Genomic DNA, 20,842 nt, shown 5'->3' on the forward strand with positions numbered 1-20,842 from the left:
AAGCGGTCTGTCAGCCAACATCGGTGTTGGATATGAAGCAGTCTTCGCGAGCAGACTCGCTCTCACAGGGAGAGCGGTCAGCAGTTAGTCGAGCAGCGAAATCGCCGTTGGCGCATCGTTGCCGACCAGCGCCAGGTCTTCGAACTCGTTGACAGCGTTGATCTCGGTACCCATGGAGATGTTGGTCACACGCTCCAGAATGATCTCGACGATCACCGGCACCTTGAACTCTTCGATCATCTGTTCGGCCTTGCGCAGGGCAGGGGCGATTTCCGACGGTTCGAACACACGCAGCGCCTTGCAGCCGAGGCCTTCGGCCACTGCGATGTGGTCAACCCCGTAACCGTTGAGTTCCGGCGCGTTGAGGTTATCGAAGGACAGCTGCACGCAGTAGTCCATTTCGAACCCGCGCTGGGCCTGACGGATCAGCCCCAGGTACGAGTTGTTCACCACGACGTGGATGTAAGGCAGTTTGAACTGAGCGCCGACCGCCAGTTCTTCGATCATGAACTGGAAGTCATAGTCCCCCGACAGGGCCACGACTTTCCGGCTCGGATCGGCCTTGACCACGCCCAACGCTGCCGGAATGGTCCAGCCCAACGGGCCTGCCTGGCCACAGTTGATCCAGTGACGCGGCTTGTAGACGTGCAGGAACTGCGCGCCGGCAATCTGCGACAGACCAATGGTGCTGACGTAGCAGGTGTCTTTGCCGAATACTTGGTTCATCTCTTCATAAACGCGCTGCGGTTTGACCGGCACGTTGTCGAAGTGGGTCTTGCGGTGCAGGCTGGCTTTGCGCTGCTGGCAATCCTGCAGCCAGGCACTGCGGTTTTTCAGTTTGCCGGCGGCTTGCCATTCACGGGCCACTTCGATGAACACGGTCAGTGCAGCAGCGGCGTCGGACACGATGCCCAGATCCGGCGTGAACACACGACCAATCTGCGTGCCTTCGATGTCAACGTGAATGAACTTGCGGCCTTCGGTGTAGACGTCAACCGAACCGGTGTGGCGGTTGGCCCAACGGTTACCGATACCCAGCACCACGTCGGATTTGAGCATCGTGGCGTTGCCGTAACGGTGCGAAGTCTGCAGGCCGACCATACCAACCATCAGGGGGTGATCGTCCGGGATGGTGCCCCAGCCCATCAGGGTCGGGATAACCGGGATGCCGGTCAGTTCAGCGAACTCGACCAGCAAGTCGCTGGCGTCAGCGTTGATGATGCCGCCGCCGGCCACCAGCAGTGGGCGCTCAGCCTGATCGAGCAGAGCCAAGGCCTTCTCGACCTGAACGCGAGTCGCGGTCGGTTTGGCCAATGGCAGCGGCTGGTAAGCGTCGATGTCGAATTCGATTTCGGCCATCTGTACGTCGAACGGCAGATCGATCAGCACAGGGCCAGGGCGGCCGGAGCGCATTTCGTAGAAAGCTTTCTGGAACGCGTAAGGCACCTGGCCCGGTTCCAGAACAGTGGTCGCCCACTTGGTGACGGGCTTGACGATGCTGGTGATGTCGACCGCCTGGAAGTCTTCCTTGTGCATACGGGCGCGGGGTGCCTGGCCGGTAATGCAGAAGATTGGAATCGAGTCGGCCGAGGCGCTGTAGAGCCCGGTGACCATGTCGGTACCGGCAGGGCCGGAAGTACCGATGCACACGCCGATATTGCCGGCCTTGGTGCGGGTGTAGCCCTCGGCCATGTGCGAGGCGCCTTCAACGTGGCGAGCGAGGACGTGATCGATGCCACCGACTTTCTGCAAGGCGGAGTACAGCGGGTTGATGGCAGCGCCCGGGATGCCAAAAGCGGTATCAACCCCTTCACGGCGCATCACCAGAACGGCGGCTTCGATTGCTCTCATTTTGCTCATGGTTTTGTGCCTCTTTACGTTTTGTAATTGTATACAAGTGGCTTTGCGCAGAGTGTATTCACGGCGGACGGCGCAGGTCAATCCATTTTCTCAAGCGCCTGTTTCATTCGTCGGAAGCCTGTATGACTGTGGCTTTTCGTCGCACGTGGCGCTTTTCGAGAATTATTGTATACAAAAAAATAACTCATTGTGTTCTATTTGTTGCATCCGGCTGCGGCAGAAAACCGCAGCCCCACGACTTTCCCAATAACAAAATGAGGACGGCACCATGAGCGCTTTAACCTTGAAAGTCGCAGTCAACCTGGTCAACCAGGCCATCAGTGCCGGGCGGGGCATCAACGCCGCGCCGCTGACCATCGCGGTACTCGATACCGGCGGGCACCTGATCACTCTGCAACGCGAAGACGGCGCCAGCCTGCTGCGCCCGCAGATCGCCATCGGCAAAGCCTGGGGCGCCATAGCACTGGGCAAGGGCTCACGCCTGTTGGCGCTCGACGCGCAACAACGTCCGGCGTTTATTGCCGCGCTGAACAGCATGGGCCAGGGCAGCGTCGTGCCGGCACCGGGTGGTGTGCTGATCCGCGATCAGGCGGGGAACGTGCTGGGTGCGATCGGCATCAGCGGCGATCTGTCGGACATCGATGAACAGGTCGCGATCAAAGCGGTGGAGGCGCTGGATTTGAAAGCGGACGCGGGAGTGGCTTCTTGATCTGAACGCAATCACCCCGGTTGGCATTGAGGTGGTGACGAATCGGGGTGGCGTCGATAGACTGCCGCCCCGTTTTTGTATCAAGGAAGATCAGCGTGAAAACGCTCATTCGTATTTCTCTGGCCACGGCCATGACCCTCTGCACGACCTTTCTGCACGCCGCCGAACCGCTGGACGCCGACGAAATCGCGTTCCAGGCGCTTAGCCCGGTGGTGTCCGCGTTGCTCAATGCCGACGATGTGCCCGAGTTGATGGAACGGGCCGAGAAGCTCGAAGACACCGATACGCTGCAGGCGATTGCGGTTTATCTGGCGGCCACCCGTGAAGATCCCAAGCAACTGAAGGCGCCTTACCAGGTCGCCGCACTGTTTGCCCGCCGTGGCGATGACAAGCTGGCCCTGCGCTTTCTTAAAGAGGCCGATGATCGCGGTCTGTGGTTCGGCCCGTTGCTGGCCGGTGACGAGGATTTCTCCGAGTTGCGCGACACCGCCACCTATAAATCCGTGCTGGCCAATGCTCAGGAGCGCTACAAGAAAATCGCCGTCGGCAAGGTCGGCGCGATTTCGGTGCTCAACCCGTCTGCCGGCATTCCCGCGCCCAAAGCTTGCCGTCCGGTCGTGGTGTGGCTGCACGGTTACGGCATCAACGGTGAACTGGATGAAAGTGATCAGCCGCTGGCAGATACCGGGGCAATCATTCTCGGCATCAATGGCACGGAAATGATCAATGCCACCAACAGTTTCCGCTGGATCGGCCCGGGTTTCGAAGGCACGCACAAGGTTGTACAGAAAGGCTTGAAAGAGCTGGAAGCGCAGCAGTGCATCGACCGCAAACGCGTCTACCTGATGGGCTTCTCCCAGGGTTCGCAACACGCGGGTGCCTTGCTGGCCCAGCATCCGGAGGATTACGCGGGTGCGCTGCTGGTCTCACCCGGCGGCATGCAGCCGACCCCGACGGTGAGCAAGGCTCGTGGCAAAAGGGTGTTTGTGATCAACGGCAAAAAAGAAGGGCCGGGCAATCAGCAGATGACGGTCGATTTCCGCCAGCTGTTCAGTGACGGCAATGAGGTGAAGTCCCGTACCCATGAAGGTGGACACTTCTACCCGGATGACTGGAAAACTTCGTTTCCGCAGGCGCTGCGTTGGGTGATGGGTGAAGAGGGTTGAAACGAAAGATCGCCGCGGATGTGCAGTGAATGCATGTTCTCTGGCGTCTGATCGATAGCCATCGCTGGCAAGCCAGCTCCCACAGGTTTCTGTGTTGAACGTGGGTTTTGCGAACAACACAAACCAACTGCCACAGGTTTATGTGTTGAAACCAGATTCAGCGAGCAACACAAATCCCTGTGGGAGCTGGCTTGCCAGCGATGGCGGACTGACTGACACATCAAGATAAAAGACTGGCACAGCCAGATAGACCACTGAGGTCTAGCCTTCTGATGAACACATCATGAAGGGGCAATGGATTGCCTGATCTTCCCGCATCACATCGTCTGCGAACCGGCCGCTATGCCGAGCACCATCGAATCTACTTACTGACCACTAACACACTAGATCGCGAACCGATCTTTTCCGATTTCGCGTTGGGCCGATTGGTTGTTCGGCAGTTTCGTCGGGCGCAAGATCTTGGACTGGCAAAATCATTGGCGTGGGTTGTCATGCCTGACCATTTCCATTGGCTTGTCGAATTGGAGAATTGTTCTCTGCACAAGTTGATGCGCGAGACCAAGTCCCTGATTACGCGTGAAGTGAATCTTTCAAGTGGTAGAAGTGGGCCGCTTTGGCAGCAGGGTTTCCATGATCGCGCATTGAGGCGGGAAGATGATCTGGTGAAAATGGCGCGCTATGTAGTGGCCAACCCATTGCGGGCAGGCTTGGTGGAAAAGCTTGGCGACTATCCACTGTGGGATGCTATCTGGGTTTAATCCAGGACCGAGTCGCCGCCATCGCTGGCAAGCCAGCTCCCACAGGTTTCTGTGTTGAACCCAGATTCAGCAAACAGCACAAATCCCTGTGGGAGCTGTGTTGAACCCAGATTCAGTAAACAGCACAAATCCATGTGGGAGCTGTGTTGAACCCAGATTCAGCAAACAGCACAAATCCCTGTGGGAGCTGTGTTGAACACAGATTCAGCAAACAGCACAAATCCCTGTGGGAGCTGTGTTGAACCCAGATTCAGCAAACAGCACAAATCCCTGTGGTAGCTGTGTTGAACCCAGATTCAGCAAACAGCACAAATCCATGTGGGAGCTGTGTTGAACGCAGATTCAGTAAACAATACAAATCCCTGTGGGAGCTGGCTTGCCAGCGATAGCCGCACCACGGTCTATCAGTCCGGCTCACACCCTTTGAGCACCAATCGAATAATCGTCTGCGCTGCCGCCTCGTAATCCGCCTCGTCCAGCTTGTCCTTGCCGGTGACTGCAGAAATCTGCCAGTCGAAGTCGGCGTAGGTCTGGGTCGCGGCCCAGATGCTGAACATCAGATGATTGGGGTCTATCGGGGCGATCTGGCCGCGGTCGATCCAGCTCTGGATGCAGTCGATGTTGTGCTTGGCCTGGCCGTTGAGCTGCTCGACCAGGTCGGCGCTCAGGTGCGGGGCGCCGTGCATGATTTCGCTGGCGAAGACCTTGGAGGCGAAGGGCAGGTCGCGGGAGATGCGGATCTTCGAGCGGATGTAGCCGCTGAGCACTTCGCTCGGCACGCCATCCGGGTTGAACGGTGTCGACGCTTGCAGAATCGGCACGATGATACTTTCCAGCACCTCGCGATAGAGGTTTTCCTTGGACTTGAAGTAGTAGTAGACGTTGGGCTTGGGCAATCCTGCCTTGGCGGCGATGTCGCTGGTTTTGGTCGCAGCGAAGCCCTTGTCGGCAAACTCCTCACTGGCGGCACGCAGGATCAGTTCTTTGTTGCGCTCGCGGATTGTGCTCATAAACCCGGTGGTTCCTTGCCTGTTCTGGCGGTTGCGCATGGTAGCACCGGCCTCGCGCGACGCTCAAGAATGCCCCGTGTGGTCTGTGGTCGCGTTATGCTTCGCAACATTCATACATAGAAGGAAACAGGATTCATGGCAGGAAGCAGTTTGCTGGTGCTGGTCGACGATATTGCCACCGTGCTGGATGACGTGGCGTTGATGAGCAAAATGGCCGCCAAGAAGACCGCCGGGGTGCTCGGCGACGACTTGGCGCTGAATGCCCAGCAAGTCTCCGGCGTGCGCGCCGAGCGGGAAATTCCCGTGGTCTGGGCGGTGGCCAAGGGCTCGTTCGTCAACAAACTGATTCTGGTGCCGTCGGCGTTGGCGATCAGTGCGTTCGTGCCTTGGCTGGTGACGCCGCTGTTGATGGTCGGTGGCGCGTACCTGTGTTTCGAAGGTTTCGAGAAGCTCGCGCACAAATTTCTGCACAGCAAGACTGAAGATGACGCCGAGCACGCGCAACTGACCGAGGCCGTAGCCGATCCGGCCACTGATCTGGTGGCGTACGAGAAGGACAAGATCAAAGGCGCGATCCGCACCGACTTCATTCTTTCGGCAGAAATCATCGCGATCACACTGGGCACGGTGGCCGATGCCTCGCTGACTCAGCAGGTCATCGTGATGTCGGGCATCGCGATTGTCATGACCGTCGGCGTTTACGGTCTGGTGGCGGGCATCGTCAAGCTCGACGACCTCGGCTTGTGGCTGACGCAGAAGCCTGGGCAAGTGGCCAGAAAAATCGGCAGCGGTATTTTGACGGCGGCGCCGTACATGATGAAAACCCTGTCGGTGGTGGGCACGGCGGCGATGTTCCTGGTCGGCGGCGGCATCCTCACTCACGGCATTCCAGTGGTGCATCACTGGATTGAAAGCGTTGGCGCGGCGGCGGGAAGTGCCGGCTTTGTGGTGCCGATGCTGCTCAACGGTGTAGCGGGGATTATTGCCGGTGCAGTGGTGTTGGCGGTTGTCTCGGTCGTTGGCAAGATCTGGAAAGCAGTAAAGAACTAACCTACAACACAAAACCTTTGTAGGAGTGAGCCTGCTCGCGATAGCGGTGTGTCAGTCGCACAATCATGACCTGACACACCGCTATCGCGAGCAGGCTCACTCCTACAGTTTGATCTTTGTGGTGCCATGAAAAAGGGCCATTCGACTCGCATCGAATGGCCCTTTTTTGTTGCCGCCTACTTATTCGGCAATCTGCAACTTGCGTGACTCGGTGTACACGTAACGCACCTTCTCGTATTCGAACGGCGAGTTCAGCTGACCGTAACGGAAACTGGTCTGGTAGCGCTTGTCGACGGCGCGCAGGGCCCAGATTTCCGGGTGGTTGGAGCTGACTTCCGAAACGTTGAGGAAGTTGATCGCCGTTTCAGCGCTGTAATCCACCGCCAGACCGGCGGTGTCACGCAGGTTCGACGGGCCGAGGATCGGCAGGACGAAGTATGCGCCACCCGGTACGCCGTAGAAGCCCAGGGTCTGCCCGAAGTCTTCGCTCTGGCGCGGCAGGCCCATCGCAGTGGCCGGGTCCCACAGGCCGGCGATGCCGATCGTAGTGTTGAGCAGCAGGCGCGCGGTGGTTTCCATCGAGCGCTGGCCCTTGAACTGCAACAGGCTGTTGACCAGGTTCGGCACATCGCCAAGGTTGTTGAAGAAGTTGCTCACGCCCGTACGCACGAAGCTTGGCGTGATGTAGCGATAGCCATCGACCACGGGCAGGAACACCCATTGGTCGAAGCGGTAGTTGAAGTGGTAAACGCGACGGTTCCACTCTTCCAGCGGGTCATAGACGTTCAGCGCGTTGAGCGTCGACCGCTCGAATTCACGCTGATCCAGCCCCGCGTTGAACTTGAGTTTCGACAGCGGCTCCTTGAAACCGTCACTGTCGACGACCACCGGTGCATTGGCTTTGCTGTTGTCGGCCTGGGCCACGCCTGCACAGAGTAACGCTGCAATCAGCAGGAGATATTTAGCCACGGAAGAACTCCAGCATGGCGTCGCTGTTGACGCGGTAGTTAAGGTTGCCGCAATGGCCGCCCAGTGGGTAAACGGTCAGGCGATCGCCAAAGGTCTTGCGCAGGAAGCCGAGGTCGCCCGGGCCGAGGATCACGTCGTCGGCGTTGTGCATCACGGCGATTTTCGGGCTGTCGTGCAGATAATCCTTCAGCGCGTACAGGCTGACCTGATCGATCAGTTGCAGCAGGCTGCCGCCGTCGGTACGGGCGCGCCACATCGGAATCACCTGTTCGGTCAGGTAGCAATCGAAGTCGCATTGCAGTGCACGCTTGAGGAACGGCGTGAGGCTGGTGCCTTCGGTGATCGGAAATTTCGGCGGGGTGATCAGGCCGCGACGGTTGATCAGGTCCGAAGTGAAGGCGATGTCGGCGGCCGAGAAGCGGAACGAGGTGCCGATCAGCATTGCCATCTGCTCATTGCTCAGATGCTGCTTGGACTGCTGGAAGTCATACAGCAGGGCATCGTTGAGGTCGATGTAGCCTTTCTGCTGGAAGTAGCGGGTCAGTTTGCCCAGTACCAGTTCATAGAACGTGGTGCTGTTGTTGATGCCTTTGACTTCGGTCTGCACCAGCTTGTCGAGGTTGGTGATCGAGGTGTAGAGGTTGACCGGTGGATTGAGCAGCAGGACTTTCTTGAAGTTGAAGCTGCGGCGGGTTTCGTCCAGGTGCGCAACGAATGCGGCATCCAGAGCGCCGAGGCTGTAACCGCTGAGGTAGTAGTCAGTGACCGGCACTTTCGGGTTTTGCGCCCGCACGGCCTGCATCACGCGGTACATGTCTTCGGCGTCTTCCTTGGTCACGCCTGGGGTGGCGAAGCGTGAAGCGGCGCTGATGAAGTCGAAACTGGTCGGCGACGACAGTTGCACGACGTGGTAGCCGGCCTTGTAGTAGAGCTTTTTCAGGTATTCGTTGAGCGTGCTGTCGTAGCGCGCACCGGTGCCGGCGATCAGGAAGATCAGCGGTGCCGGTTTGTCCTGCTCGGCGATGCGATAGGTGAGCTTTTTCACCGCCCAGAAGTTGTCTGGCAGGATGAACGCTCGCTCCGGACGCAGGGTGACGCTGCGATCCGACTGATTGATGTCGTCATCCAGCGGCAGTTCCGGACGCAGGTCCGGCGGAGTCGTGGCGATGGTCGCCTCGAACGGGTTGGTCAGGGGGTAGCCATAGCTGGCGGCGTCGATATCCACCGCCAGTGCGGACGCACTCAGAATAAGGCCGCTGAACAGCGCGGCGAAGCGCAAGGAACGGAGCATGACTAGATCCCTTAGAGGAAGGTGCCGAATGAAGTTCGCAGGCTATGACCACCGGGTTTGCGCCAAAGTGCCATGCCGCGGCACCAAACAGGCAGAATTCGGAGTAATAGTAGCTGGACGATACACTTTGCACGGATTGGATGACTAGTTAACTGTTGTTAGTGCTTGCGTATGGATGGCGGCAGATTAAGCTGGCCGCCGATTTCCGAAGATTGGAGTGCTTCATGTCCCGCCGCTTGCCCATGATTCTGCTGCTTGTTTTGCTGCCGCTATGGCTGGCCGCCAGTTATGGGGCTCGCTATGGCTTTATGGAGGACGGGCAGTGGGTCGGCATCTGCGTTGATGAGGCGAGCCGATGGGAGTGTCAGCTGCGCTCGAACCTGGGGCTGATGATTCACTTCAAGGTATTGGGCTGGACGGCGTTGGGTGCGGCGTTGCTCGGTTTTGTCGTGCCGGGGCGGGCAGGGTGGTGGCTGGCGGTGCTGGCGCTGATGGTCGGGTTGCCGGCACTGGCGTTGTACAACACGACACTGGCGGTGTTTGCGGTGGTGATTGCCGGGTTGCGGCTGGTCAGAGCTTCCCGTAGCGCCTGACAGTCAGCCATCGCTGGCAAGCCAGCTCCCACAGTTTTTTGGGTCGTGCACACATGTCGTGTTAACCCATACCTCTGTGGGAGCTGGCTTGCCAGCGATGAGGGCGGTACAGACGCCGAAGATCAGCGGGTACAAACTCGCAAGCAACGCCACAGCGCAATCACCATCAACCCACTGACCAACGCCCAACCCCACGCCTGCTGATTCTGCAAACCTTCCTGATACAACTGCGGCGCAATGCCCGCACCGACGATAAAGGTCAGCAGAGCAATCTCACGACGCGGCACGCTCACCGGCCGGCACAGATAAACCAGCGCAGGCACCACAAACGCCATGCTCGCAAAACTGCGATAGCGTGCATCAAACACCATTTCCAGCATCATCACCGCCACTGCAAAACCGGCTGCGGCCACCAGCCACCCGGCACGACGCTCCAGCAGGTTGAAGGCTTTTTCACGCCAGCCAATACGAGCGCTCAATGTCAGCGCGGCATGTGCAAGCACCAATAGATTCAGTGCCGTCAACAACCCGACCCACAGCCATTCGCTGGTGAATCGTGTGGTGACTCGCGCCAGATCGCCCCAGGCGCCAATCGAACAAGCGGCGAGGGCGCCCAGCAGCGGCAAGATCAGTGCCGAGCGTGTCGTGCGAACCCGGCCGCCGAGGATCAGGGTGCCGAGGAAGATCAGTCCTCCGGCCGCCAGCAATTCTTTCCAGTACGGCACATTGGTCACGGGACCGGCGAGTACGCCTTTATCCTGACGATCGGCGTCAAACAGCCCCCAATACCCGCCAACCGCGCCTTCGCTTGCCCGCTTCCATGGCTGGTCAAACGCCTCGATCAGGTTGTAATGCCAGCCTTCTCTCTCTGCCATTGCGACAAACCCGCGAATGAACTTGGCTTCGTTGACCCGGCTCGGCAGCGCGGTCTCACGCTGGCGACCTTCGCTCGGCCAACCGGTTTCGCCAATCATCACGTCCTTGGGTGCGAACTTGTTGCCAAACACCTGACGCACGTCCGCGACATGTTGCAGGGCCGCGTCGATGTTCGACGGATCATCTTCCCAGTACGGCAGCAGGTGAATGGTCAAGAAGTCCACCGCCGGCGCGATTTCCGGATGCTTGAGCCAGAACTCCCAGACATCGGCGTAGGTAACCGGTTGCTTGACCTGGCTTTTGACCTTGTTGATCAGTCGGGCCAGTTGCGCGCCGGTGACTTCCTTGCGCAGCAACGCTTCGTTGCCGACGATCACCGCACTGACCACGTCCGGGTTGGCATTGGCCGATTTGATCAGCAGATCGACTTCCTTCTCGGTGTCTACCGGATTGCTGTTGACCCAGGCGCCGATCATTAACTTCAAGCCATGCTTGCGCGCCAGATCAGGCAACGCTTCGAGGCCGGTCATGGAATACGTGCGGATGCACTCAAATCGCGTCGCCAGTAATGCAAGGTCAGCGTCCATGCGCTCCGGGCGCAGCTTGAACGGCACGTCGAACGGCGATTGGTCTTTATCGAAAGGGGTGTAGGAGGCGCATTGCAGCTTGTGCGTCGGCGTCGCGGCGTCTGGCAGAATCACCGGTTTACCCAAGCCGTACCAGAAGCCGCCAAGCGCAAACAGGCCAAGCAGGCAGGCGAAGATATATGGAAGAAAAGGAAAGCGGGAGGTCGCGGACATGGTCAGGCCGAGTGGCTGCAAAGCGACGCATGTTACCTGCATTTAAGCGGGGGTTGGTGGCTCGCATGATTTTGACATGCAAAGTTCGGGCGGATTATTTGGCGTCATTTATATAGACGCGGTTAATGGCCTTCTGATGTCGTTTCTCGTTGCCTTGAGGTCGCTGACAGAGCAGGTCGCGACGGTCGTCAGGTTGATGATCGAAAGCGTCAGCACTCCACTGGCAGTAGAGCGAGTTTGCGGTCGGGCGTGATGGGGGCGCTGTGCACCATAACAATACGTTGACGTCGCCCGTCATCCGTCGGGCGCAGCATTTCGGGGAAGTAACGATGAAGATGCGACGACTTTTAGGCACCGGTGCCGCTCTGGTGCTTGCGATGAGTTCCACATTTGCCAGCGCTGAAAAACAGACCCTGAACATCGGTTACGTTGACGGCTGGTCCGACAGCGTCGCGACCACCCACGTTGCGGCCGAAGTGATCAAGCAGAAACTCGGCTACGACGTGAAACTGCAAGCCGTCGCCACCGGGATCATGTGGCAAGGTGTCGCCACCGGCAAACTCGACGCCATGCTCTCCGCCTGGCTGCCCGTGACCCACGGCGAATACTGGGCGAAGAACAAGGATCTGGTCGTCGACTACGGCCCGAACTTCAAGGACGCGAAAATCGGCCTGATCGTGCCGGAGTATGTGAAAGCCAAGTCGATCGAAGACCTCAAAACCGATGACACTTTCAAGAACCGCATTGTCGGCATCGACGCCGGTTCAGGCGTGATGCTCAAGACTGATCAGGCGATCAAGGATTACGGCCTCGACAAGTACAACCTCAAGGCCAGTTCCGGCGCCGGCATGATCGCCGAGCTGACTCGTGCCGAGAAGAAGAACGAATCCATCGCTGTCACCGGTTGGGTGCCGCACTGGATGTTCGCCAAGTGGAAACTGCGCTTCCTCGACGACCCGAAAGGCGTGTACGGCGCAGCTGAAACCGTCAACAGCATCGGCAGCAAAGAACTGGACGCCAAGGCGCCGGAAGTGGCCAAGTTCCTGAAGAACTTCCAGTGGGCGTCGAAAGACGAAATCGGCGAAGTCATGCTTGCCATTCAGGATGGTGCCAAACCTGAAGCAGCGGCCAAGGATTGGGTCGCCAAGCACCCGGATCGCGTGGCTGACTGGACTAAATAACCCGAAATAGCTTTTGTTCACCACCAATCCTGTGGGAGCGGGCTTGCCCGCGATAGCGGTCTGTCAGTTGACTAATAGTTGGCTGACACGACGTCATCGCTGGCAAGCCAGCTCCCACAGTTTTTTTTGTGCTTGAAATTGGCAAAAGGGTCATGGCGTTCTACTACTAAGGTCGTCTGTTACCGCGCTCGCAGCCGCATACATTAGCTATGTTCCAACAATAATCTGTGCTGCGAGGATAAAAACAATGAACGACAGCATTTACCTCTCGATTCAAAACAGTCCCCGATTCAAGGAGCTGGTGCGAAAAAGGGAAAAGTTCGCCTGGATACTCTCGGCGATCATGCTCGGGCTCTACTCCGGATTCATCCTTCTGATCGCTTACGGCCCGAAAGTGCTCGGGGCCAAGCTCAGTCCCGAGTCTTCGATCACCTGGGGCATCCCGATCGGTGTCGGCCTGATTGTCTCGGCTTTCATCCTGACCGCGATCTACGTGCGCCGCGCCAATGGCGAGTTCGACGACCTGAACAATGCGATTCTCAAGGAGGCTCAGCAATGATCCGGCGTCTACTGGCTTTATTGAGCATCGCAGCGTTCGCGCCCGCCGTCTGGGCCGCTGAAGCCCTGACGGGTGAAGTCCACAAACAACCGCTCAACGTCTCCGCGATCGCCATGTTTGTGGTGTTCGTCGGTGCCACGCTGTGCATCACCTACTGGGCCTCGAAGCGTAACAAGTCGGCCGCCGACTACTATGCGGCGGGCGGCAAGATCACCGGTTTCCAGAACGGTCTGGCGATTGCCGGTGACTACATGTCAGCGGCGTCCTTCCTGGGGATTTCCGCGCTGGTGTTCACTTCCGGCTACGATGGTCTGATCTACTCGATCGGGTTCCTGGTGGGCTGGCCGATCATTTTGTTTCTGATCGCCGAGCGTCTGCGTAACCTGGGTAAATACACCTTTGCCGACGTGGCGTCCTACCGCCTCGGGCAAACCCAGATCCGCACGCTGTCGGCCTGCGGTTCGCTGGTGGTGGTGGCGTTCTACCTGATCGCGCAAATGGTTGGCGCCGGCAAGCTGATCCAGTTGCTGTTCGGTCTCGACTATTACGTCGCGGTGATTCTGGTTGGCATCCTGATGTGCATGTACGTGCTGTTCGGCGGCATGCTGGCGACCACTTGGGTGCAGATCATCAAAGCGGTGCTGTTGCTGTCGGGTGCCTCGTTCATGGCGCTGATGGTGATGAAGCACGTCAACTTCGACTTCAACATGCTGTTCTCCGAGGCGATCAAGGTTCACCCCAAAGGTGAGGCGATCATGAGCCCGGGCGGTCTGGTGAAAGATCCGATTTCGGCGTTCTCGCTGGGTCTGGCACTGATGTTCGGTACCGCTGGCCTGCCGCACATCCTGATGCGCTTCTTCACTGTGAGTGACGCTAAAGAAGCCCGTAAGAGCGTGCTGTACGCAACCGGGTTCATTGGTTATTTCTACATCCTGACGTTCATCATCGGCTTCGGCGCGATCTTGCTGGTCAGCACCAATCCGGCCTTTAAAGATGCGGCGGGCGCTTTGCTCGGTGGCAACAATATGGCAGCGGTGCACCTGGCTGATGCGGTGGGCGGCAGTATCTTCCTTGGCTTCATCTCGGCGGTGGCGTTTGCGACCATTCTGGCGGTTGTGGCGGGTCTGACTCTGGCCGGTGCTTCGGCGGTATCGCACGATCTGTATGCCAGTGTGATCAAGAAGGGCAAGGCCAACGACAAGGATGAGATTCGCGTTTCGAAGATCACCACGATTGCGCTGGGGATTCTGGCCATTGGTCTGGGCATTCTGTTTGAAAGCCAGAACATTGCGTTCATGGTGGGTCTGGCGTTCTCGATCGCGGCCAGCTGCAACTTCCCGGTGTTGTTGCTTTCGATGTACTGGAAGAAGTTGACTACCCGTGGCGCGATGATTGGCGGGTGGTTGGGGTTGGTGAGTGCGGTGGGGCTGATGATTCTTGGTCCGACCATCTGGGTGCAGATTCTGCATCATGAGAAGGCGATCTTCCCTTACGAGTATCCGGCGCTGTTTTCGATGATCATTGCTTTTGTCGGGATCTGGTTCTTCTCGATTACTGACAAGTCGGCGGCTGCGGATAATGAGCGGGCGCTGTTTTTCCCGCAGTTCGTGCGTTCGCAGACGGGGTTGGGGGCGAGTGGGGCGGTTTCGCATTGATGGCTTGATGGTTTTGTAGTGTTGTGCTGAATGCCCCGGTTGAGAGATCGGGGCATTTTTTGTGGGCGGTTATCGGACTTTGGTGGGTTTTTTTATTTTGGGTGTATATCCGTTTTTTTTGTGATGGCTACTTAGGGTTCCGCCCTTACGGCGGGTCACTTTTTCCAGACGCCGAAAAAGTAACCAAAAAGGCTTTACCCTGACGTACGGCCCTCGCTGTGGCTCGGGTTCCTTCGCTCCGTGATCGATCCGGGGGGGGCATCGCCTCCGGTTTGCTGCGCTGCACCTCCTCTCGATGTGTTTGGCTGTGCCAAACGGTCGCTGCGCTCCCACCCCGGATCAATCCCTCCGCTCAGCCTTCCGACGGGCGCTTAAGATCAAGAGCGGTACTCGAGCTAACGCTCATTGTGTTGAGTGGTGAAGATCAAGAGCGGTACTCGAGCTAACGCTCATTGTGTTGAGTGGTGAAGATCAAGAGCGGTACTCGAGCTAACGCTCATTGTGTTGAGGGGTGAAGATCAAGAGCGGTACTTGAGCTAATGCTCATTGTGTTGAGGGGTGAGAAGCGTGCGGTTGGCTTTGGTTTTGTGTTGGGTTTGCCCCTCACCCCAGCCCTCTCCCCTAGGAGAGGGAGCCGATTTGTGAATCTTTCAGAATCTGAGTTCGACTCGGTGTTTCATGTCGGCGTAGCTCTCTCAAACACCTAGGCCAGTCCCCTCTCCCTCCGGGAGAGGGCTAGGGTCCAAGGAGAGGGGGGCCGATTTGTGAGCCTTTCAGAACCTGAGTTCGACTCGGTATTTCATGTCGGCGTAGTTCTCTCAAACACCTCGGTCAGTCCCCTCTCCCTCCGGGAGAGGGCTAGGGTGAGGGGCTCTTGATCTGGCTTTTGATCCTGCTCTTGATCTTCAGGCCCATCGGCAGGCCGAGCGGAGGTGTTCATCCGGGGTAGGCGCGCAGCGCCGTTTGGCGAAGCCAAACACATCGAGAGGAGGTGCAGCGAAGCAAACCGGAGGCGATGCCCCCGGATGGACGCCGTAGCGAGGGAACACTGAGCCTAAGCGAAGTGCCGTACGTCAGGGAGCAGCCCTTTTGGTTACTTTTGGGGCGTTTGCCAAAAGTGACCCGCCGTAAGGGCGGAACCCTAAGCAGCCATCACCGCAGCAACGGATATGCTCACAATCCCCAAACCCCCAAACCCCCAAACCCCCAGACAAACAAAAACGGCCTCCATATAAATAGAGGCCGTCCCCGTTACAAACTTAAGACGTCATCGCAAGACAAGTCTTATTTGCGGTCTTCCAGCTTGGTAATGTCACGCGACTCGTAACCAGTGTACAACTGGCGCGGACGGCCAATCTTGTACGGGCTGGAGAGCATTTCTTTCCAGTGGGAGATCCAGCCAACAGTACGCGCCAGCGCAAAGATCACGGTGAACATGCTGGTCGGAATGCCGATCGCCTTGAGGATGATCCCCGAGTAGAAGTCGACGTTCGGGTACAGCGAGCGTTCGATGAAGTACGGGTCGGTCAGCGCGATCTCTTCCAGGCGCATCGCCAGTTCGAGTTGCGGATCGTTGTTGATGCCCAATTCCTTCAGTACTTCGTCGCAGGTCTGCTTCATTACAGTCGCGCGAGGGTCGCGGTTCTTGTAAACGCGGTGACCGAAGCCCATCAGTTTGAACGGATCGTTCTTGTCCTTGGCCTTGGCGATGAACTTGTCGATGTTCGAAACATCGCCAATCTCGTCAAGCATGGTCAGAACGGCTTCGTTCGCGCCGCCGTGGGCAGGGCCCCACAGTGCGGCGATACCGGCGGCGATACAGGCGAACGGGTTGGCACCCGAAGAGCCGGCCAGACGCACGGTGGAAGTCGATGCGTTCTGCTCGTGGTCGGCATGGAGGATGAAGATCCGGTCCATGGCCTTGGCGAGTACCGGGCTGATCGGTTTGATCTCGCACGGGGTGTTGAACATCATGTGCAGGAAGTTTTCCGCGTACGTCAGGTCGTTGCGCGGGTACATCATGGGTTGGCCCATGGAGTACTTGTAAACCATCGCTGCCAGGGTCGGCATCTTGGCAACCAGGCGGATCGCGGAGATTTCGCGATGCTGCGGGTTATTGATGTCGAGGGAGTCGTGGTAGAAGGCCGAGAGGGCGCCGACTACGCCGCACATGACGGCCATCGGGTGGGCGTCGCGACGGAAGCCGTTGAAGAAGGTTTTCAGCTGCTCGTGAACCATGGTGTGGTTTTTCACGGTGCTGACGAACTGGGCCTTCTGTTCTGCTGTCGGCAGTTCGCCGTTGAGCAGCAGGTAGCAGGTTTCCAGGTAGTCCGACTTTTCAGCCAGCTGTTCGATCGGGTAGCCGCGGTGCAACAGAATGCCGTTGTCGCCGTCGATATAGGTGATCTTCGATTCGCACGAGGCGGTCGACATGAAACCAGGGTCGAAAGTGAAGCGGCCCGTGGCCGTCAGGCCCCGAACATCGATTACATCGGGACCAACGGTGCCGGTTAAAATGGGCAGCTCGACGGGGGCTGCGCCCTCGATGATCAACTGCGCTTTTTTGTCAGCCATGTGGCCTCCTATTTATGCTTGAACCATCAGACAGACCCCCCACGCAGGGCCCGCACCACTATAGTGAGATAAATTCGAATGTCAATTTGCCTAAAGTCTTGCTCCAGAAGGCTTTAAGCGTACTTTTTCCTCGAAATTGACTGCCATTTACGCCTTTTATACGACTTGTGCAATCAGCTATTTGGGGTAGGTGATTGCGTTGTCATTAGTAGCCTAACTGTCTATACTCGGCCACCGACCGCCAAGGGCTTTTGGGCCTGCTTTATTGGGGGTCGCATCCCTGGGTGGTGGTTACCTGACCAGTGCACTCCCCAACAACTTTGCCCTGATTGTTAGGGGCTCTTCAGTGTGAAAAAAAAGCCGTGAAAAGCCAACGACCTGTAAACCTAGACCTAAGGACCATCAAACTCCCCATCACCGGCGTTACGTCGTTTCTTCACCGTGTTTCCGGCATCATCCTCTTCCTGGGCCTTGGCTTCATGCTTTATGCATTGGGCAAATCCCTGGGTTCCGAGGAAGGCTTTGCCGAAGTGAAGGCATGCTTGACCAGCCCGCTGGCCAAGTTCGTAGCATGGGGCCTCCTGTCCGCTCTGCTGTATCACCTGGTAGCCGGTGTGCGCCACTTGATCATGGATATGGGCATCGGTGAGACGCTGGAAGGCGGCCGCCTGGGCTCGAAAATCATCATCGCCATTTCCGTGGTGCTGATCGTTCTGGCAGGAGTTTGGATATGGTAACCAGCGTTACGAACCTTTCGCGTTCGGGCCTCTATGACTGGATGGCGCAACGTGTGTCTGCGGTTGTTCTCGCGGCTTATTTCATCTTCCTGATCGGATACCTTGCAGCGAATCCGGGCATTGGCTACGACCAGTGGCACGGCCTGTTCGCTCACAACGGGATGCGTATCTTCAGTCTGCTGGCCCTCGTTGCCCTTGGCGCTCACGCCTGGGTTGGCATGTGGACCATCGCGACCGACTACCTGACGCCAATGGCGCTGGGCAAGTCCGCGACCGCAGTACGTTTCCTTTTCCAGGCAGTTTGCGGCATCGCGATGTTCGCTTACTTCGTCTGGGGTGTGCAGATTCTCTGGGGTATCTGATTCATGGCTAACATTCCAACGATTTCTTTCGACGCCATCATTATTGGTGGTGGCGGTGCCGGCATGCGCGCTGCGCTGCAACTGGCACAGGGTGGTCACAAGACTGCCGTGATCACCAAGGTTTTCCCGACCCGTTCGCACACTGTATCCGCCCAGGGCGGCATCACTTGCGCGATCGCGTCCGCTGACCCGAACGATGACTGGCGCTGGCACATGTACGATACCGTCAAGGGTTCCGACTACATCGGTGACCAGGACGCTATCGAGTACATGTGTCAGGAAGGCCCGGCTGCCGTTTTCGAGCTGGACCACATGGGTCTGCCGTTCTCGCGTACCGAGCAAGGCCGTATCTACCAGCGTCCATTCGGTGGTCAGTCCAAGGACTACGGTAAGGGCGGTCAGGCTGCACGTACCTGCGCAGCTTCCGACCGTACCGGTCACGCTCTGCTGCACACCCTTTATCAGGGCAACCTGAAAGCCGGTACCACGTTCCTGAACGAGTACTACGCTGTTGACCTGGTGAAAAACCAGGAAGGCGAATTCGTCGGTGTGATCGCAATCTGCATCGAAACCGGCGAAACCACCTACATCCGCGCCAAGGCCACCGTATTGGCTACCGGCGGTGCAGGTCGTATCTATGCTTCCACCACCAACGCCCTGATCAATACCGGTGACGGCGTCGGCATGGCTCTGCGTGCTGGCGTACCGGTACAAGACATCGAAATGTGGCAGTTCCACCCGACCGGCATCGCCGGCGCCGGTGTTCTGGTAACTGAAGGTTGCCGTGGTGAAGGTGGTTACCTGATCAACAAGCACGGCGAGCGTTTCATGGAGCGTTATGCTCCGAACGCCAAAGACCTTGCCGGTCGTGACGTGGTTGCTCGCTCGATGGTTAAAGAAATCATCGCCGGCAACGGTTGCGGTCCGAATGGCGACCACGTAATGCTCAAACTCGACCACTTGGGCGAGGAAGTGCTGCACAGCCGTCTGCCAGGCATCTGCGAACTGTCGAAGACTTTCGCTCACGTTGACCCGGTGGTTGCTCCGGTTCCGGTTGTTCCGACTTGCCACTATATGATGGGCGGCGTTGCCACCAACATTCATGGCCAGGCGATCACCCAGAACGCCGAAGGCGTGGACCAGATCATTCCTGGTCTGTTCGCGGTAGGTGAAGTGGCTTGCGTATCGGTTCACGGTGCCAACCGTCTGGGCGGCAACTCGCTGCTCGACCTGGTGGTATTCGGCCGCGCTGCCGGCCTGCACCTGGAAAAAGCGCTGACCGACGGCATCGAATACGACGACGCTACCGAAGCCGACATCGAAGCTGCCCTGTCGCGTCTGAACGCGCTGAACAGCCGTACTGATGGCGAAGACGTGGCAACCCTGCGTCGCGAGCTGCAAAGCTGCATGCAGAACTACTTCGGCGTATTCCGTACCGGCGAATACATGCAGAAAGGTATCGCTCAGCTCGCTGATCTGCGTACCCGCATCGCCAACGTGAAGATCAACGATAAGTCGCAGGCGTTCAATACTGCTCGTATCGAAGCGCTGGAACTGCAAAACCTGCTGGAAGTGGCTGAAGCTACCGCCATCGCTGCCGAAGTACGTAAAGAGTCCCGCGGCGCTCACGCCCGTGAAGACTTCGAAGATCGTGACGACGAAAACTGGCTGTGCCACACCCTGTACTTCCCGGGTGACAAGCGCGTCACCAAACGTGCCGTGAACTTCTCGCCGAAGACTGTTCCGACTTTCGAACCTAAAGTCCGGACTTATTAAGGGTGACCGCCATGTTGCAAGTCAGTGTTTATCGCTACAACCCTGATCAGGACGCTGCGCCGTTCATGCAGGAATTCCAGGTCGATACCGGTGGTAAAGACCTGATGGTGCTGGATGTGCTGGCGCTGATCAAAGAGCAGGACGAGGGTTTCTCCTATCGTCGCTCTTGCCGTGAAGGCGTCTGCGGCTCCGACGGCATGAACATCAACGGCAAGAACGGTCTGGCGTGCATCACGCCGCTGTCCGCCGTTGTAAAAGGTAACAAGTTGATCGTTCGTCCACTGCCAGGTTTGCCGGTTATCCGTGACCTGGTCGTCGATATGAGCATCTTCTACAAGCAATACGAGAAGGTGAAGCCTTACCTGCAGAACGACACGCCGGCTCCGGCCATCGAGCGTCTGCAGTCGCCAGAAGAGCGTGAAAAGCTCGACGGTCTGTACGAGTGCATTTTGTGCGCTTGCTGCTCGACCTCTTGCCCGTCCTTCTGGTGGAACCCGGACAAGTTCCTGGGTCCGGCTGCACTGCTGCAAGCCTACCGCTTCCTGGCAGACAGCCGTGACACCAAGACCAACGAGCGTCTGGCTTCGCTCGATGACCCGTTCAGCGTATTCCGCTGCCGGGGCATCATGAACTGCGTCAACGTATGTCCGAAAGGCCTGAACCCGACTAAGGCCATCGGTCACATCCGTAACATGCTGCTTTCGAGCGGCGTGTGATTCAGCTGCTGTAACCGTAGAACCGCTGTACCGAAGAGGCTGTGGCGCGGGCTTCAACCCGCGTCATGGCTATAACCAGAGCAGCAGCCATAAGCTGCGGCTCTTATTTTGAAGAAATGAGACAAGCAGGGGCATCCGGGCTGGTACCCGGACTATCAGCGTGATCCTAGGTGGCTTGTTTTGGTCGCTGCATTCGGACT

Annotated in this window: 18 protein-coding genes; 12 read left to right on the plus strand and 6 right to left on the minus strand. The window is 57.9% G+C overall.

Features of this window, described 5'->3' with window-relative positions:
• Positions 1-84: 84 nt before the first annotated feature.
• Entirely contained in the window at positions 85-1,860 is a 1,776-nt protein-coding gene (gcl, locus tag KI231_RS08500) for a glyoxylate carboligase (protein WP_213027972.1), read from the minus strand.
• A 268-nt stretch (positions 1,861-2,128) separates the two neighbouring features.
• Between gcl and KI231_RS08505 the strand changes: the two genes are divergently transcribed.
• From KI231_RS08505 to KI231_RS08515, 3 genes are all read left to right on the plus strand, one after another.
• Positions 2,129-2,569 (plus strand): GlcG/HbpS family heme-binding protein, encoded by a 441-nt coding sequence (locus KI231_RS08505; protein ID WP_103306812.1) that lies wholly within the window; start codon positions 2,129-2,131, stop codon positions 2,567-2,569.
• A gap of 95 nt (positions 2,570-2,664) precedes the next feature.
• Entirely contained in the window at positions 2,665-3,735 is a 1,071-nt protein-coding gene (locus KI231_RS08510) for an alpha/beta hydrolase (protein WP_213027973.1), read from the plus strand.
• 299 nt (positions 3,736-4,034) lie between these two features.
• Positions 4,035-4,493: an REP-associated tyrosine transposase gene (locus tag KI231_RS08515; RefSeq protein WP_103306810.1), complete on the plus strand. Its 459-nt coding sequence runs from the start codon at positions 4,035-4,037 to the stop codon at positions 4,491-4,493.
• A gap of 404 nt (positions 4,494-4,897) precedes the next feature.
• On the opposite strand, the gene KI231_RS08520 is transcribed toward KI231_RS08515, so the two are convergent.
• Positions 4,898-5,503 (minus strand): TetR/AcrR family transcriptional regulator, encoded by a 606-nt coding sequence (locus KI231_RS08520; protein ID WP_007919931.1) that lies wholly within the window; start codon positions 5,501-5,503, stop codon positions 4,898-4,900.
• 135 nt (positions 5,504-5,638) lie between these two features.
• Here KI231_RS08520 and KI231_RS08525 point away from each other — a divergent pair, with 135 nt between their 5' ends.
• Positions 5,639-6,553: a DUF808 domain-containing protein gene (locus tag KI231_RS08525; RefSeq protein WP_103306809.1), complete on the plus strand. Its 915-nt coding sequence runs from the start codon at positions 5,639-5,641 to the stop codon at positions 6,551-6,553.
• Positions 6,554-6,733: 180 nt separating this feature from the next.
• On the opposite strand, the gene KI231_RS08530 is transcribed toward KI231_RS08525, so the two are convergent.
• Complete coding sequence (locus tag KI231_RS08530) at positions 6,734-7,522, minus strand: MlaA family lipoprotein (RefSeq protein WP_213027974.1); 789 nt, start codon at positions 7,520-7,522, stop codon at positions 6,734-6,736.
• Positions 7,515-8,813, minus strand: coding sequence for a lipid asymmetry maintenance lipase MlaY (gene mlaY, locus KI231_RS08535; protein ID WP_103307413.1), 1,299 nt, complete (start codon positions 8,811-8,813; stop codon positions 7,515-7,517). The genes KI231_RS08530 and mlaY overlap by 8 nt, the downstream gene beginning before the upstream one ends.
• A 224-nt stretch (positions 8,814-9,037) precedes the next feature.
• Here mlaY and KI231_RS08540 point away from each other — a divergent pair, with 224 nt between their 5' ends.
• Positions 9,038-9,406 (plus strand): hypothetical protein, encoded by a 369-nt coding sequence (locus KI231_RS08540; RefSeq protein WP_213027975.1) that lies wholly within the window; start codon positions 9,038-9,040, stop codon positions 9,404-9,406.
• Between the two features lie 122 nt (positions 9,407-9,528).
• Here KI231_RS08540 and KI231_RS08545 read toward each other — a convergent pair whose 3' ends face one another.
• A complete protein-coding gene (locus KI231_RS08545; protein ID WP_213027976.1) occupies positions 9,529-11,124 on the minus strand; it encodes a glycoside hydrolase family 17 protein in 1,596 nt (531 codons plus the stop codon).
• A gap of 287 nt (positions 11,125-11,411) precedes the next feature.
• On the opposite strand from KI231_RS08545, the gene KI231_RS08550 reads away from it, so the two are divergent.
• From KI231_RS08550 to KI231_RS08560, 3 genes are all read left to right on the plus strand, one after another.
• Positions 11,412-12,263, plus strand: a complete 852-nt coding sequence (locus KI231_RS08550; RefSeq protein WP_213027977.1) for a glycine betaine ABC transporter substrate-binding protein — start codon at positions 11,412-11,414, stop codon at positions 12,261-12,263.
• A gap of 247 nt (positions 12,264-12,510) precedes the next feature.
• Positions 12,511-12,822: a DUF485 domain-containing protein gene (locus tag KI231_RS08555; RefSeq protein ID WP_103307417.1), complete on the plus strand. Its 312-nt coding sequence runs from the start codon at positions 12,511-12,513 to the stop codon at positions 12,820-12,822.
• Entirely contained in the window at positions 12,819-14,477 is a 1,659-nt protein-coding gene (locus tag KI231_RS08560; RefSeq protein WP_103307418.1) for a cation acetate symporter, read from the plus strand. Before KI231_RS08555 ends, KI231_RS08560 begins: the two co-directional genes overlap by 4 nt.
• Before the next feature lie 1,284 nt (positions 14,478-15,761).
• Here the strand turns inward: KI231_RS08560 and gltA are convergent.
• Positions 15,762-17,051, minus strand: coding sequence for a citrate synthase (gltA, locus tag KI231_RS08565; RefSeq protein ID WP_003222994.1), 1,290 nt, complete (start codon positions 17,049-17,051; stop codon positions 15,762-15,764).
• Positions 17,052-17,413: 362 nt separating this feature from the next.
• Between gltA and sdhC the strand changes: the two genes are divergently transcribed.
• The 4 genes from sdhC to KI231_RS08585 are packed head-to-tail and all read left to right on the plus strand — an operon-like array spanning position 17,414 to position 20,642.
• Positions 17,414-17,788: a succinate dehydrogenase, cytochrome b556 subunit gene (gene sdhC / locus KI231_RS08570; RefSeq protein ID WP_045122948.1), complete on the plus strand. Its 375-nt coding sequence runs from the start codon at positions 17,414-17,416 to the stop codon at positions 17,786-17,788.
• Entirely contained in the window at positions 17,782-18,150 is a 369-nt protein-coding gene (sdhD, locus tag KI231_RS08575; protein WP_007919900.1) for a succinate dehydrogenase, hydrophobic membrane anchor protein, read from the plus strand. Before sdhC ends, sdhD begins: the two co-directional genes overlap by 7 nt.
• 3 nt (positions 18,151-18,153) lie before the next feature.
• Positions 18,154-19,926: a succinate dehydrogenase flavoprotein subunit gene (sdhA, locus tag KI231_RS08580; RefSeq protein WP_007919889.1), complete on the plus strand. Its 1,773-nt coding sequence runs from the start codon at positions 18,154-18,156 to the stop codon at positions 19,924-19,926.
• Between the two features lie 11 nt (positions 19,927-19,937).
• On the plus strand, positions 19,938-20,642 hold the full coding sequence (locus tag KI231_RS08585; RefSeq protein ID WP_038364054.1) for a succinate dehydrogenase iron-sulfur subunit: 705 nt from the start codon (positions 19,938-19,940) through the stop codon (positions 20,640-20,642).
• Positions 20,643-20,842 lie beyond the last annotated feature (200 nt).

Origin of the sequence: Pseudomonas sp. Seg1 (assembly GCF_018326005.1) — a bacterium.
Taxonomy (GTDB): Bacteria; Pseudomonadota; Gammaproteobacteria; order Pseudomonadales; family Pseudomonadaceae; genus Aquipseudomonas.